This window comes from Pseudomonas sp. GL_093 (assembly GCF_057837605.1).
Window position 1 is genome coordinate 975034 of sequence record NZ_CM174448.1, and the last position, 14815, is coordinate 989848.

14 protein-coding genes are annotated in these 14815 nt (G+C 60.2%); 8 read left to right on the top strand and 6 right to left on the bottom strand.

All coding sequences use genetic code 11. The features are described 5' to 3' along the window. Positions 1 to 55 precede the first annotated feature (55 nt). The 4 genes from AC3IUE_RS04250 to AC3IUE_RS04265 all read left to right on the top strand — a co-directional run bounded on the left by AC3IUE_RS04250 (position 56) and on the right by AC3IUE_RS04265 (position 5640). Entirely contained in the window at positions 56 to 1501 is a 1446-nt protein-coding gene (locus tag AC3IUE_RS04250; protein ID WP_489265745.1) for an aldehyde dehydrogenase family protein, read from the top strand. A 72-nt stretch (positions 1502 to 1573) separates the two neighbouring features. Then, entirely contained in the window at positions 1574 to 2941 is a 1368-nt protein-coding gene (locus AC3IUE_RS04255; RefSeq protein WP_489265747.1) for an MFS transporter, read from the top strand. Between the two features lie 11 nt (positions 2942 to 2952). After that, positions 2953 to 4506, top strand: coding sequence for a galactarate dehydratase (garD, locus tag AC3IUE_RS04260; protein WP_461996968.1), 1554 nt, complete (start codon positions 2953 to 2955; stop codon positions 4504 to 4506). Between the two features lie 192 nt (positions 4507 to 4698). Continuing rightward, a complete protein-coding gene (locus AC3IUE_RS04265; RefSeq protein WP_489265749.1) occupies positions 4699 to 5640 on the top strand; it encodes an AEC family transporter in 942 nt (313 codons plus the stop codon). Between the two features lie 129 nt (positions 5641 to 5769). Here the strand turns inward: AC3IUE_RS04265 and AC3IUE_RS04270 are convergent, their stop codons facing one another. From AC3IUE_RS04270 to gatC, 6 genes are all read right to left on the bottom strand, one after another. Continuing rightward, positions 5770 to 6150: a carboxymuconolactone decarboxylase family protein gene (locus AC3IUE_RS04270; RefSeq protein WP_008148900.1), complete on the bottom strand. Its 381-nt coding sequence runs from the start codon at positions 6148 to 6150 to the stop codon at positions 5770 to 5772. After that, on the bottom strand, positions 6147 to 7208 hold the full coding sequence (locus tag AC3IUE_RS04275; protein ID WP_489265750.1) for a calcium/sodium antiporter: 1062 nt from the start codon (positions 7206 to 7208) through the stop codon (positions 6147 to 6149). The genes AC3IUE_RS04270 and AC3IUE_RS04275 overlap by 4 nt, the downstream gene beginning before the upstream one ends. A gap of 50 nt (positions 7209 to 7258) precedes the next feature. Further along, positions 7259 to 7633 carry a septal ring lytic transglycosylase RlpA family protein gene (locus AC3IUE_RS04280; protein ID WP_489265752.1) on the bottom strand — a complete coding sequence of 125 codons (375 nt, stop codon included), beginning with the start codon at positions 7631 to 7633 and terminating at the stop codon, positions 7259 to 7261. 148 nt (positions 7634 to 7781) lie between these two features. Beyond that, positions 7782 to 9227, bottom strand: a complete 1446-nt coding sequence (gene gatB / locus AC3IUE_RS04285) for an Asp-tRNA(Asn)/Glu-tRNA(Gln) amidotransferase subunit GatB (RefSeq protein WP_056742929.1) — start codon at positions 9225 to 9227, stop codon at positions 7782 to 7784. Positions 9228 to 9237: 10 nt separating this feature from the next. Next, positions 9238 to 10689: an Asp-tRNA(Asn)/Glu-tRNA(Gln) amidotransferase subunit GatA gene (gene gatA / locus AC3IUE_RS04290; RefSeq protein WP_489265754.1), complete on the bottom strand. Its 1452-nt coding sequence runs from the start codon at positions 10687 to 10689 to the stop codon at positions 9238 to 9240. A gap of 16 nt (positions 10690 to 10705) precedes the next feature. Further along, entirely contained in the window at positions 10706 to 10993 is a 288-nt protein-coding gene (gene gatC / locus AC3IUE_RS04295; protein WP_008026876.1) for an Asp-tRNA(Asn)/Glu-tRNA(Gln) amidotransferase subunit GatC, read from the bottom strand. 214 nt (positions 10994 to 11207) lie between these two features. Here gatC and mreB point away from each other — a divergent pair, with 214 nt between their 5' ends. The 4 genes from mreB (at position 11208) to AC3IUE_RS04315 (ending at position 14795) form a co-directional block, all read left to right on the top strand. Further along, entirely contained in the window at positions 11208 to 12245 is a 1038-nt protein-coding gene (mreB, locus tag AC3IUE_RS04300) for a rod shape-determining protein MreB (RefSeq protein WP_002555108.1), read from the top strand. A 143-nt stretch (positions 12246 to 12388) separates the two neighbouring features. Beyond that, positions 12389 to 13504 carry a rod shape-determining protein MreC gene (mreC, locus tag AC3IUE_RS04305; protein ID WP_489268752.1) on the top strand — a complete coding sequence of 372 codons (1116 nt, stop codon included), beginning with the start codon at positions 12389 to 12391 and terminating at the stop codon, positions 13502 to 13504. Continuing rightward, entirely contained in the window at positions 13504 to 13995 is a 492-nt protein-coding gene (gene mreD / locus AC3IUE_RS04310) for a rod shape-determining protein MreD (protein ID WP_046045842.1), read from the top strand. The genes mreC and mreD overlap by 1 nt, the downstream gene beginning before the upstream one ends. Positions 13996 to 14198: 203 nt before the next feature. Then, complete coding sequence (locus AC3IUE_RS04315; protein ID WP_489265759.1) at positions 14199 to 14795, top strand: Maf family protein; 597 nt, start codon at positions 14199 to 14201, stop codon at positions 14793 to 14795. Positions 14796 to 14815 lie beyond the last annotated feature (20 nt).

Sequence of the window (14815 nt, forward strand, 5' to 3'; positions counted from 1 at the left end):
CCGATTAACAAGGCCGCTGAGTGATCAGCGGCCTTTTGCGTGAGGAGAACATCTCGTGGCAAATGCAAAGCGTTTTGATAACTACATCGACGGTGAATGGGTGGCGGGTAGCGATTACTCCACCAACATCAACCCGTCCGAATTGACCGACACCATTGGCGAGTACGCCAAGGCTGATCTGGCTCAGGTTCACGCCGCCATCGACGCCGCTCGCGCCGCGTTCCCTGCCTGGTCCACTTCGGGCATTCAGGCGCGTCACGATTCCCTGGATAAAGTCGGCACTGAAATCCTCGCTCGCCGCGAAGAGCTCGGCACCTTGCTGGCTCGGGAAGAGGGCAAGACCCTGCCCGAAGCCATCGGCGAAGTGACTCGCGCCGGTAACATCTTCAAGTTCTTCGCCGGTGAATGCCTGCGTCTGTCCGGCGACTATCTGCCGTCGGTACGTCCGGGTGTGAACGTCGAAGTGACTCGCGAAGCGCTCGGCGTGGTCGGTCTGATCACACCATGGAACTTCCCGATCGCGATCCCTGCGTGGAAAATCGCCCCGGCCCTGGCCTACGGCAACTGCGTCGTGTTGAAACCGGCCGATCTGGTACCGGGTTGCGCCTGGGCGCTGGCCGAAATCATCTCCCGCGCAGGCTTCCCGGCCGGCGTGTTCAACCTGGTGATGGGCAGCGGTCGTGTGGTGGGTGATGCGCTGGTGCAGAGCCCGAAAGTCGACGGCATCAGCTTCACCGGTTCCGTGGGTGTCGGTCGTCAGATCGCAGTCAACTGTGTGTCGCGCCAGGCCAAGGTTCAGTTGGAAATGGGTGGCAAGAACCCGCAGATCATTCTCGACGACGCCGACCTCAAGCAAGCGGTCGAGCTGTCGGTACAGAGCGCGTTCTACTCCACCGGCCAACGTTGCACGGCGTCTAGCCGTTTCATCGTCACCGCCGGCATCCACGACAAGTTCGTCGAAGCCGTGGCTGAGCGCATGAAGTCGATCAAGGTCGGTCACGCACTGAAAGCCGGCACTGACATCGGTCCGGTCGTCTCGCAAGCGCAGCTTGAACAGGACATGAAGTACATCGACATCGGCCAGTCCGAAGGTGCACGTCTGGTCAGCGGCGGTGGTTTGGTGACCTGCGATACCGAAGGCTACTACCTTGCGCCAACCCTGTTTGCCGACAGCGAAGCCGCGATGCGTATCAGCCGCGAAGAGATCTTCGGCCCGGTGGCCAACGTGGTTCGCGTCGCGGATTACGAGGCTGCGCTGGCCATGGCCAATGACACCGAATTCGGTCTGTCGGCGGGCATCGCCACCACGTCGTTGAAGTACGCCAACCACTTCAAACGCCACTCCCAGGCCGGGATGGTGATGGTCAACCTGCCGACGGCGGGCGTGGATTACCACGTTCCATTCGGTGGGCGTAAAGGTTCATCCTATGGGTCCCGCGAGCAAGGTCGCTACGCGCAAGAGTTTTACACCGTGGTGAAGACTAGCTACATCGGCTCCTGATACATCGCGGTATCCCCGGATACCGCAACAGTTTCACCCGCGCATAAAAATAATCAGTGGGAGTACATCTACATGCAAGCGACCAAGCCGACCCACGTCCGCTATTTGATTTTGCTCATGCTTTTTCTGGTGACGACGATCAACTACGCCGACCGGGCTACCATTGCCATCGCGGGTTCCAGCCTGCAAAAAGACCTCGGCATCGACGCGGTCACCCTCGGTTATATCTTCTCTGCATTCGGTTGGGCCTACGTGGCCGGGCAAATTCCCGGTGGCTGGTTGCTGGACCGTTTCGGCTCGAAAAAAGTGTACGCACTGAGCATTTTCACCTGGTCGCTGTTCACCGTGTTGCAGGGCTATGTCGGTGAGTTCGGCATGTCCACGGCGGTGGTTGCGCTGTTCATGCTGCGCTTCCTGGTGGGCCTGGCCGAAGCGCCATCCTTCCCCGGCAACGCACGCATTGTGGCGGCCTGGTTCCCGACCGCTGAACGCGGTACGGCGTCTGCGATTTTCAACTCGGCGCAATACTTCGCCACGGTGTTGTTTGCGCCGCTGATGGGCTGGATCGTTTACAGCTTCGGCTGGCAGCACGTGTTTATCGTCATGGGCGTGATCGGCATCATCTTCTCGGGGATCTGGCTGAAGGTTATCCACAGCCCGCGTCAGCACCCGATGATCAATGACGCCGAGTTCAAACACATCGCCGACAACGGCGGCATGGTCGACATGGACCAGGACAAAGGCAAAGGCAAAAAGGTCGACGGACCGAAGTGGGACTACATCCGCCAGTTGCTGACCAACCGCATGATGCTCGGTGTGTATCTGGGCCAATACTGCATCAACGGCATCACCTACTTCTTCCTGACCTGGTTCCCGGTGTACCTGGTGCAAGAACGCGGCATGACCATCCTCAAGGCGGGTTTCATTGCGTCGTTGCCGGCGATCTGCGGCTTCATTGGTGGTGTGCTCGGCGGCGTAATTTCCGACTACCTGCTGCGCAAAGGCCATTCCCTGACCTTCGCCCGCAAGGCGCCGATCATTGCCGGTTTGCTGGTTTCCAGCAGTATCGTGGCCTGTAACTACGTGGACATCGAATGGATGGTCGTTGGCTTCATGGCCTTGGCATTCTTCGGCAAAGGCGTGGGCGCGTTGGGCTGGGCGGTGGTGTCCGACACTTCGCCGAAACAGATCGCCGGTTTGAGTGGCGGCCTGTTCAACATGTTCGGCAACATCGCTTCGATCACCACCCCGATTGTCATCGGCTACATCATCAGCTCCACCGGTTCGTTCAAATGGGCGCTGGTGTTTGTCGGTTGCAACGCTCTGGTCGCGGTGTTCAGCTACCTGGTAATCGTCGGTCCGATCAAACGTGTGGTACTCAAGGAGCCGCCCGTCAGCGGTCCTGAAACCAATAACAAATTGTCTCAAGCGCATTCCTGAGGAGCGGCGTCATGCAGTTGATTGAACATTCCGACTCGCCGCGCTACATCCGCCTGCACGAGCGGGACAACGTAGTGATCGTGGTCAATGACCAAGGCGTACCGGCGGGCACCGAATTTCCGGACGGCCTGGTCACCGTGGATTTCGTGCCACAGAGCCACAAGGTCACCCTGGAAGACATTCCCGTGGGTGGCCAGGTGATTCGTTACGGCCAGACCATTGGCTACGCGTTGCAGCCGATTCCGCGCGGCAGCTGGGTCAAGGAAGATCAACTGCGCATGCCCACCGCGCCACCGCTGGACAGCTTGCCGCTGTCCACCGAAGTGCCGGCCGCGCAGGCACCGCTGGAAGGCTTCACGTTCGAGGGTTATCGCAACGCCGACGGCACCGTCGGTACGCGCAACATTCTCGGGATCACCACGACTGTTCAGTGCGTCACCGGCGTGCTGGACCATGCGGTCAAGCGCATCAAGGACGAGTTGCTGCCCAAGTATCCGCACGTTGATGACGTGGTCGCGCTGACTCACAGCTACGGCTGTGGCGTGGCGATTACCGCGACTGACGCGTACATCCCGATCCGTACCGTGCGCAACCTGGCGCGTAACCCGAACCTGGGTGGCGAGGCGCTGGTGATCAGCCTGGGCTGCGAGAAATTGCAGGCCGGGCAGGTGATGCACGAGAACGACAGCTCGGTGGATTTGAGCGAGCCGTGGTTGTACCGCTTGCAGGATTCCAGTCACGGTTTCACCGAGATGATCGAGCAGATCATGGCGTTGGCCGAAATCCGTTTGAAGAAGCTCGATCAACGTCGCCGGGAAACCGTGCCGGCGTCCGAGCTGATTCTCGGTATGCAGTGCGGCGGCAGCGATGCGTTTTCCGGCATCACCGCCAACCCGGCGCTGGGTTATGCCTCGGACCTGTTATTGCGCGCGGGTGCGACGGTGATGTTTTCCGAAGTCACCGAAGTGCGCGACGCGATTTACCTGCTGACGTCTCGCGCCGAAACTGAGGAAGTGGCTCAGGAGCTGGTGCGGGAAATGGACTGGTACGACCGTTACCTGGCCAAGGGCGAAGCGGATCGCAGCGCCAACACCACGCCGGGGAACAAGAAGGGCGGGTTGTCGAACATTGTCGAGAAGTCGTTGGGCTCGATCGTCAAATCCGGCAGCAGCGCGATCAACGGGGTGCTTGGCCCTGGCGAGCGGTTCAAGCGCAAAGGCCTGATTTTCTGTGCGACCCCGGCCAGTGACTTTGTCTGCGGGACGTTGCAATTGGCGGCGGGGATGAACCTGCATGTGTTCACTACCGGGCGTGGCACGCCGTATGGTTTGGCGATGGCACCGGTGGTGAAGGTGTCGACCCGGACCGAGCTGGCGCAGCGTTGGCCGGATTTGATCGACATCGATGCCGGGCGGATTGCGACCGGGCGGGCCTCGATTGAAGACCTTGGCTGGGAGTTGTTTCACTACTACCTGGACGTGGCCAGCGGCAAGAAGCAGACGTGGGCTGAGAAGCACAAGCTGCATAACGACATCACCCTGTTTAACCCAGCGCCCATCACCTGATACCGCGTTATCGTTCATCGCGAGCAGGCTCGCTCCCACAGTGGATCTTCTTCGTACACAGATTTTGTGTTCGACGCTGAACAAATGTGGGAGCGAGACCGGCTTGCCGGCGATAGCGGTCTACCAGACGGCAATGTCCCCAGTGGCTTATCATTAGCCCCCTAACGACGCTCACCCAAGGTTACCCCCGGCATGCTGGCTATCTTCCTCGAAACCCTGAACATCACCGCGCCGGTGTTTGCCATGCTGTTTCTGGGGGTGCTGCTCAAGCGCATCGACTGGATCAACGACAATTTCATCCACACCGCGTCGGCCCTGGTGTTCAACGTCACCATGCCGGCGTTGCTGTTTCTGGGCATCCTGCATGCCGACCTGCACGCCGCGCTGCAACCGGCGCTGCTGATCTATTTCTCGCTGGCGACGCTGGTGTGTTTTGCCATCGCTTGGGGCTGGGCGATCTGGAAGTGCCCGCGGGAAGACCGGGGGATCTACACCCAGGGCGCCTTTCGCGGCAATAACGGGGTGATCGGGCTGGCGCTGGCGGCAAGCATGTACGGCGACTACGGGATTTCCCTCGGTGCGATTCTCGCTGCGTTGGTCATCCTGTTTTACAACACGCTCTCGACCATTGTGCTGGCGGTGTACAGCCCGGTGATCAAGTCCGACCCCTGGAGCATCTGCAAAAGCGTGATGGTCAATCCGCTGATCATCAGCGTGTTTGTGGCGGCGCCGTTTGCCTACTTCAAGATCGGCTTGCCGGGATGGCTGGAGACGTCCGGCCAATACCTGGCGCAAACCACCTTGCCGTTGGCGCTGATCTGCATTGGCGGCACGCTGTCACTGGCGGCTCTGCGCAAGAGCGGCAACATGGCGATGAGTTCAAGCCTGGTGAAGATGATCAGCCTGCCGATTCTGGCGACACTGGGGGCGTGGCTCTGGGGGTTTCGTGGTGCGGAGTTGGGGATTCTGTTCCTGTACTTCGGCAGCCCGACCGCCGCGGCCAGTTTTGTCATGGCCCGTCAGGCCAATGGCAATCATGAACTGGCGGCAGCGATCATCGTGATCACCACGTTGATGGCGGCGGTCACCACCAACATCGGTATCTTCCTGTTGCAGTGGGGCGGGTGGATTTAGCCCCGGGATTTACGGTGTTCTTCAGGGCCTTATCGCGAGCAGGCTCGCTCCCACATGGGAATGCATTTCAACTGTGGGAGCGAGCCTGCTCGCGATAGCAATGTCACTGACGCCAGAAAATGCCGGGATTTACTCAGGCTTCTGATAGGTATCGATCACTTCCTGCGCCGCCCGAAACGCATCGATGGCCGCCGGGACACCGGCATACACCGCGCAATGCAGCAGCGCTTCACGAATCTCTTCCACGGTGCAGCCATTGTTCAGCGCACCGCGCACGTGACCTTTCAATTCCTGCGGGCACTTCAACGCGGTCAGCGCGGCGAGGGTGATCAGGCTGCGGGTTTTCAATGGCAAGCCTTCGCGGTTCCAGACGCCGCCCCAGGCGTGCTCGTTGACGAAATCCTGCAGCGGTTGCGTGAACTCGGTGGCATTACCCAGCGCGCGGTCGACGAAGGCGTCGCCCATTACTTGGCGGCGGACTTCAACCCCAGGCTTTTTATCATCGGTCATGGCAATTCCTTACTGTGGTGTTGGCGACGCCAGGCGCGCAGCGACGTGAACAGCAAAAACGCCATCAGCGCCGGCAGGACAAAAAACAGCATCAGGTGTTCAAGCTTGCCGGCCAGCGGCATGCCGGTGGTGAACGACACCACGTGCAGACCGTAAGCCAGATACAAACCCAAAAACATCAGACCTTCGGCGCGGGTCACCCGGTAACCGGAATAGAACACCGGCAGGCACAACACCGCGACACCGAGCATCACCGGCAAGTCAAAATCCAGGGCGTTTGGCGACACCGACAGCGGCGATGGCGCAATCAACGCAGTGAAGCCCAGCACGCCCAAAAGATTGAACAGATTGCTGCCGATCACGTTGCCCACGGCGATGTCACGCTGACCGCGCAAGGCGGCGATCAACGAGGTCGCCAGTTCCGGCAGAGAGGTGCTGACGGCGACGATGGTCAGGCCGATGATCCGCTCCGATAATCCCAGATCGGTCGCGACCGAAACCGCCGCGCCCAACAGCAAGTGCCCGGCGTAGACCAGCATCGCCAAACCCACGACGATCATCAGCAGACTGCTGATCCATGGCGCTTGCGGGACTTCGTGGGTGGTCGATTGTGGACGGACCGAGTGTCGTGACTGGCGCAGCAGCAGGCCCAGATACAGCACCAGTGCCGCCAGCAGCAGCACGCCATCGACGCGGGTCAGTTCTTCGTTCCACGCCAATACGAACACCAGCAGGCTGGCGCCGATCATCAGCGGAATATCCAGGCGCACCAGTTGCCGTGAAACCCGCAGCGGGATGATCAGCGCCGAGAGCCCGAGGGTGACGAGGATGTTGAAGATGCTACTGCCGATCACGCTGCCGACGGCGATGTCGGCGTTCTGCGCCAGGGTGGCTTGCAGGCTGACCGCCATCTGCGGTGCGCTGCTGCCGAGGGCGACGATGGTCAGGCCGATAATCAGCGGTCGTACATGCAGGCGTGCGGCGAGACGCACGGCCGCGCGCACCATCAGCTCGGCGCCGGCGATCAGCAACAGCAAGCCGCTGAGCAATTCAATCACGCTGATCAGGGGTATATCGGCAAGTCCGAAAATGGTCAGCGCTCCGTCTATCAGTCGTCGAGGGCTTGCACGCGAACCCGTGCGGTGCCGCTTCTGAGCATCCCCAGTTGTTCGGCCGCTTCATGTGAAACATCGATCAGACGCCCACGGGTGTGCGGCCCGCGATCGTTGATGCGAACCACACAGGACTTGTCGTTGTTCAGATTGGTGACCTTCACCCGCGTGCCAAAGGGCAACTGGCGATGGGCGGCGGTCAGGGAATTCTTGTTGAAACGCTCGCCACTGGCGGTGCGTTTGCCTTGGTGTTTGGCGCCGTAATACGAGGCCACGCCGGTCTTGTCGTAGCCATGAGGATCGATGGTGTCGGTGCTGGCGCAACCGGCCAGCAGAGAGAGCAGGGCACAGGCACTGAGGAAGCGTTTCATTCGAAGGTTTCCACATACAAATGTGGGAGCGAGCTTGCTCGCGATAGCGGCTTGGCATTCAACATTGAGTTGACTGTCCGGACGCTATCGCGAGCAAGCTCGCTCCCACAGGGATCAGAGCCAGTTTTGAGTGCTGGCTCCATTCTCATCAGCCTTCGAGCTTGCTTTTCAGCAGTTCGTTGACCTGTTGCGGGTTGGCCTTGCCTTTGGAGGCTTTCATGGCCTGGCCGACGAAGAAGCCGAACATCTTGCCGCGTTTGGCTTCGTCTGCCGCGCGGTACTGTTCAACTTGTTCGGCATTGGCCGCGAGCATTTCGTCCAACACTGCCGAGATCGCACCGGTGTCGGTCACTTGCTTCAAGCCGCGCTTGTCGATGATCTCGTCCGCGCTGCCTTCGCCGTTGGCCATGGCCTCAAACACCACTTTGGCGATTTTGCCCGAGATGGTGTTGTCGGTAATGCGCAGCAGCATGCCGCCCAGTTGCTCGGCCGAGACCGGCGACTGATCGATGTCCAGGCCCTGTTTGTTCAACAGGCTGCCCAATTCAACCATCACCCAGTTCGCTGCCAGTTTGGCGTCGCCGCCGATGCTCACGACTTTCTCGAAGTAATCGGCTTGCTCGCGGCTGGTAGCCAGGACGCTGGCGTCGTAGACCGACAGACCGAACTGCGCCTGGAAGCGCTCGCGTTTCTGCGGTGGCAGTTCCGGCAGGGTGGCGCGCACGTCGTCGAGGAACGAGTCTTCGATGACCACTGGCAGCAGGTCCGGATCGGGGAAGTAACGGTAGTCGTTGGCTTCCTCTTTGCTGCGCATCGGACGGGTTTCGTCCTTGTTCGGATCGTACAGACGGGTCTGCTGGATCACCTTGCCGCCATCTTCGATCAGCTCGATCTGACGTTGCACTTCGCTGTTGATCGCCTTCTCGATGAAACGGAACGAGTTGACGTTCTTGATCTCGCAGCGCGTGCCGAATTCAACCTGGCCCTTTGGACGGATCGACACGTTGCAGTCGCAACGCAGCGAGCCTTCGGCCATGTTGCCGTCGCAGATGCCGAGGTAGCGCACCAACGCATGGACCGTCTTGACGTAGGCCACGGCTTCCTTGGCACTGCGCATGTCCGGCTCGGAAACGATTTCAAGCAGCGGCGTACCGGCACGGTTCAGGTCGATGCCGGTGGCACCGGTGAATTCTTCGTGCAGGCTTTTGCCGGCGTCTTCTTCCAGATGCGCACGAGTCACGCCGACACGTTTGATCGTGCCGTCTTCCATGGCGATGTCCAGGTGACCCTTGCCGACGATCGGCAATTCCATCTGGCTGATCTGGTAGCCCTTCGGCAGGTCCGGGTAGAAATAGTTTTTACGGGCGAACACGTTGTGCTGGCCGATCTCGGCATCAATCGCCAGACCGAACATCACCGCCATGCGCACTGCTTCCTGGTTCAGCACCGGCAATACGCCAGGCATACCGAGATCAACCAGGCTGGCCTGGGTGTTCGGCTCGGAACCGAAAGTGGTGGAGCTACCGGAAAAGATTTTCGACCGGGTGGTGAGCTGGGTGTGAATCTCCAGCCCGATCACGACTTCCCATTGCATGTGTTTCTCCTCAGAAGCCGGTTGGGGTGCGGGTGTGCCAGTCAGTGTTGAGCTGATACTGGTGGGCAACGTTCAACAGGCGACCTTCCTGGAAATACGGGGCGAGCAACTGCACGCCGACCGGCAGGCCATCGACAAAACCGGCTGGCATGGACAAGCCCGGCAGACCAGCGAGGTTGGCGGTGATGGTGTAGACGTCTTCCAGGTACGCAGCAACCGGGTCGCTGCTCTTGGCGCCGAGCTTCCAGGCCGGGTTCGGCGTGGTTGGGCCGAGGATGATGTCGACCTCATTGAAGGCTGCCATGAAGTCGTTCTTGATCAGGCGACGAATTTTCTGCGCCTTCAGGTAGTAGGCGTCGTAGTAACCGGCCGACAGCGCGTAGGCACCGACCATGATCCGGCGCTGCACTTCCGGACCGAAGCCTTCACCACGGGAACGCTTGTACAGGTCTTCCAGGTTTTTCGGGTCTTCGCAGCGATAGCCGAAACGTACACCGTCGAAACGCGACAGGTTGGAAGACGCTTCCGCCGGGGCGATCACGTAGTACGCAGGGATCGCGTGCTGCATGTTCGGCAGGCTGATTTCCTTGACCACGGCACCGAGCTTTTTCAGCGCTTCAACACTGGCCATGACCAGGTCGGCGATGCGCGGGTCCAGACCGGCGCTGAAGTATTCCTTCGGCACGCCGATGCGCAGGCCTTGCAGCGAACCGTTGAGGCTGGCGCTGTAGTCAGGCACGGGTTCGTCGATGCTGGTGGAGTCTTGCGGATCGAAACCGGCCATGCCTTGCAACAGGATGGCGCAGTCTTCGGCGGTGCGGGCCAATGGGCCGCCCTGATCGAGACTGGACGCGTAAGCGATCATGCCCCAGCGCGAAACGCGACCGTACGTCGGTTTCAGGCCGGTCAGGTTGGTCAGCGCGGCGGGCTGACGGATCGAACCGCCAGTGTCGGTGCCCGTCGCCGCTGGCAACAGACGAGCGGCAACCGCAGCAGCCGAACCACCGGACGAACCGCCGGGCACGTGTTCCAGGTTCCACGGGTTTTTCACTGCGCCGTAGTAGCTCGACTCGTTGGCCGAACCCATGGCGAATTCGTCCATGTTGGTCTTGCCCAGGGTCACGGCACCCGCGGCGGCCAGCTTGGCGACCACGGTGGCGTCGTACGGTGCTTTAAAGTTGTCGAGCATCTTCGAGCCGCAGCTGGTGCGAATGCCTTGAGTGCAGAACAGGTCTTTGTGGGCGATCGGCGCACCGAGCAGGGCGCCGCTCTCACCATTGGCGCGGCGTGCGTCAGCGGCTTTCGCCTGCTGGAGCGCCAGGTCTTCGGTGAGGCTGATGAAACTGTTGAGCTGAGGGTCGAGCTGGGCGATACGCGCCAGCAGGGTTTTGGTCAGCTCTTCGGAAGAAAACTTTTTATCGGCGAGACCGCGGGCGATCTCGGCCAGAGTCAATTGATGCATTGCAGGCTCTTTCCCTTTAGTCGATGACTTTCGGAACCAGGTACAGGCCGTTTTCGACCGCTGGTGCGATGGACTGATAGGCCTCGCGATGATTGGTCTCGGTCACGACGTCTGCACGCAGGCGCTGGCTGGCTTCCAGTGGGTGGGCGAGCGGTTCGATACCGTCGGTATTGACCGCCTGCATTTCGTCGACCAGCCCCAGAATGCTGTTCAGGGCCGAAGTGATGTGTGGAAGATCGGCATCATTAAGGCCCAAACAGGCCAGATGAGCGATTTTTTCCACGTCGGAGCGTTCAAGCGTCATGGGATTCTCCAGTGGAAGGAAAACAGAACGGATGCTATCCGTGTGTTAGATTGTCGGAACACTACCGCATTTCTACGGTCATAAGGCCGCGATTGTGGGGGTTGGTGCACAGAAAAGCGGCCAATTTAACATATTGGCGCCTTGCCCAAAATCCCTGTCGTTGTTAGAGTTTGCCGCACTTTTTTACCCACGCGTTGCCTAGGGTCCCTTTCCCATGTTCAAGAAACTGCGTGGCATGTTTTCCAGCGATCTTTCCATTGACCTGGGCACTGCCAACACCCTTATTTACGTGCGCGAGCGCGGTATCGTCCTGAATGAGCCCTCGGTTGTGGCTATTCGGACACACGGTAACCAGAAAAGTGTCGTTGCTGTCGGCACCGAGGCCAAGCGCATGCTCGGCCGTACGCCGGGCAACATTGCTGCCATTCGTCCGATGAAGGACGGTGTGATCGCCGACTTCAGCGTTTGCGAAAAGATGCTGCAATACTTTATCAACAAGGTTCACGAAAACAGCTTCCTGCAGCCTAGCCCTCGTGTGTTGATCTGCGTTCCGTGCAAATCCACCCAGGTTGAGCGTCGTGCCATCCGTGAATCGGCCCTCGGTGCCGGTGCCCGTGAAGTGTTCCTGATCGAAGAGCCAATGGCTGCTGCGATCGGTGCCGGCCTGCCGGTTGAAGAAGCTCGCGGCTCGATGGTTGTCGATATCGGTGGTGGTACCACTGAAATCGCGCTGATCTCCCTGAACGGTGTGGTTTACGCCGAGTCCGTACGGGTTGGCGGCGACCGCTTCGACGAAGCGATCATCACTTACGTGCGTCGCAACTACGGCAGCCTGATCGGTGAATCCACTGCCGAGCGCATCAAGCAGGAAATCGGTACTGCCTACCCGGGCGGCGAAGTTCGCGAAGTCGACGTTCGCGGCCGTAACCTGGCCGAAGGCGTTCCACGCGCATTCACCCTGAACTCCAATGAAGTGCTGGAAGCTCTGCAAGAGTCCCTGGCCACCATCGTTCAGGCTGTGAAGAGTGCACTGGAGCAATCGCCTCCGGAACTGGCTTCCGATATCGCCGAGCGTGGTCTGGTGCTGACCGGTGGTGGCGCCTTGCTGCGTGACCTCGACAAGTTGCTGGCCCAGGAAACCGGTCTGCCGGTAATCGTTGCCGAAGACCCGCTGACCTGCGTTGCTCGCGGCGGTGGCCGTGCATTGGAAATGATGGATAAACACACCATGGACCTGCTGTCGAGCGAGTGATCTCGCCCGACGCATCTATGCTGTTGAGCGCGCAGGCAGCACTTTGCAGTGCTGCCTGTTGGCGTTTATCTTCTGTCAGTCTGCATCCAGGCCGGTTTGATGCCGTATGAATAAAGAGAACATTTGCCTGGGAGGAGCGGCTTATTAAACCGCTTTTCACCAAAGGGCCTTCACTGGGCGTGCGCTTGTTGGTGCTGGTCGTGCTATCGGTCGCGCTGATGGTGGTCGATGCCCGCTTCACACTGCTCAAGCCAGTGCGTAGCCAAATGTCGCTGGTACTGATGCAGTCTTACTGGATCACCGACCTGCCGCAGCGGCTATGGCAGGGTGTGGCCAGCCAATTTGGCAGCCGTACCGAGCTCGTCGCCGAAAACGAAAAACTCAAAACCGAAAACCTGCTGTTGCAGGGCCGCATGCAAAAGCTTGCCGCCCTCACCGAGCAGAACGTTCGGCTGCGCGAGTTGCTCAACTCCTCCGCGCTGGTCAACGAGAAGGTCGAAGTGGCCGAGCTGATCGGCATGGACCCTAACCCCTTTACCCACCGCATCATCATCAATAAAGGTGAGCGCGACGGTGTGGTCCTCGGTCAGCCGGTGCTCGATGCCCGCGGCCTGATGGGCCAGGTGGTCGAGTTGATGCCGTACACCTCTCGTGTGCTGTTGCTGACCGACACCACTCACAGTATTCCGGTGCAGGTGAACCGCAACGGTCTGCGGGCGATTGCCAGCGGCACCGGCAACCCGGAACGCCTGGAGCTGCGTCACGTGGCTGATACCGCCGACATTAAAGAAGGCGATCTGCTGGTCAGCTCCGGTCTGGGGCAGCGGTTCCCGGCGGGTTACCCGGTGGCGACGGTCAGGGAAGTGATTCACGATTCCGGTCAGCCGTTCGCTATTGTGCGCGCCGTGCCGACCGCCGCCTTGAACCGTAGCCGGTACCTGCTGCTGGTGTTCACCGACGGTCGTACAGCCGAAGAGCGCGCCAACGAAGCTGCCCAGGCTCAAGAAGCCTTGGACCAGCACGGTGGTGGACCGATCATTCCAGCGACCGTGCCGAAACCTGCCATCGTCCCGGCTGCTGTTGCTGCGCCCGTGACGCCGGTAGCGCCGACGGCTGCCCCTGCTGCCACAACCCCGCCCAAACCTGCGGCAACTCATCCTGCTGCTGCGAAACCTGCCGCCAGCAAGCCGCCCGCTGCCGTGAAGCCTGCTGCCAAACCGCCTGTCTCTGCGCCGGCTACCACTGGGGGACGAGAATAATGGTGGGTGCTACTGCCTCCCGAAACGGCTGGATTGTCTGGCTGACATTCGCCATCGGCATGCTGCTCAGCGTTTCGCCGCTGCCGCAATTCATGGAAATCCTCCGTCCGCTGTGGCTGGCCTTGCTGCTGGCATTCTGGGCGTTGGCCATGCCGCAGAAAGTCGGGATGGTCACCGCGTGGTGCCTGGGCCTGGCCGAAGACGTGCTTTATGGCACGCTGCTGGGCCAGAACGCGTTGATCCTGACGTTGATCACGTACCTGGTGCTGGCGCTGCAACAACGCCTGCGCATGTTCCCGATGTGGCAACAGAGCCTGGTGATCCTGGTGATCTTCGGCCTCGCGCAGCTTGTTCAACTATGGCTCAGCGCCCTGACCGGCAATCGTCAGCCGACGCTGGCGCTGGTCTTGCCGGCACTGGTCAGTGCATTGCTCTGGCCATGGATCAGCTACGGTTTGCGCGGTTTGCGTCGACGCTACAAAATCAATTAATTCGGTCAGGCATTTGCCCGCACCGGTGCCCTGTCTCGCAAATATGTTTCTTTTTTGGCGAGTGGCTGTTGTTGCCAGGCAAGGCGCCGCGACAAGTCATAGCTGGCTATGGCGAGGAGCGGCAACGCAGTATGGCAACAACAGACGCCGCCAAAAAGGAACAGTATTTGTGAGACGGGGCACTAAACAAGGGAGATGTCTTGATGAAACAGCTGTACCTCGCCTCAGGCTCGCCGCGTCGGCGTGAACTGCTCACGCAGATCGGCGTGCCGTTCTCCGCCATCAGCGCGGACATCGATGAAACCCCTTTAGAAAATGAATCCCCGTCGGCCTATGTCGAGCGCCTGGCGCGCGGCAAAGCCGAGGCCGGGCGTGGGACTGTCGTGTCTGACGCAGATTTTTGCGTGCTGGGCGCCGACACCGCCGTGGTGCTGGACGGAAAAATTCTCGGCAAGCCGGTTGATGAAGCCGAGGCGTGCGCCATGCTTATGATGTTGTCCGGGTGTGAACATGAAGTCCTGACGGCGATTGCGGTGCGAGAGGGCGAGCGTTGCGAGTCTCGGGTGGTGCGCAGTCTGGTGCGTTTTCGCAACATCAATCGCGATGAGGCGGTGGCCTACTGGGCCAGCGGCGAGCCGCAGGACAAGGCCGGCGGCTACGGCATTCAAGGGCTCGGCGCGGTGTTTGTCGCCGGGATAAATGGCAGTTACTCGGCGGTGGTCGGGTTACCGCTGTGCGAAACCGCTGAGCTGCTTGGCCATTTCGGCATACCCTGTTGGCAAACCCTTAACGCGCGTTGAGCGTCGTACTGACAAGATGC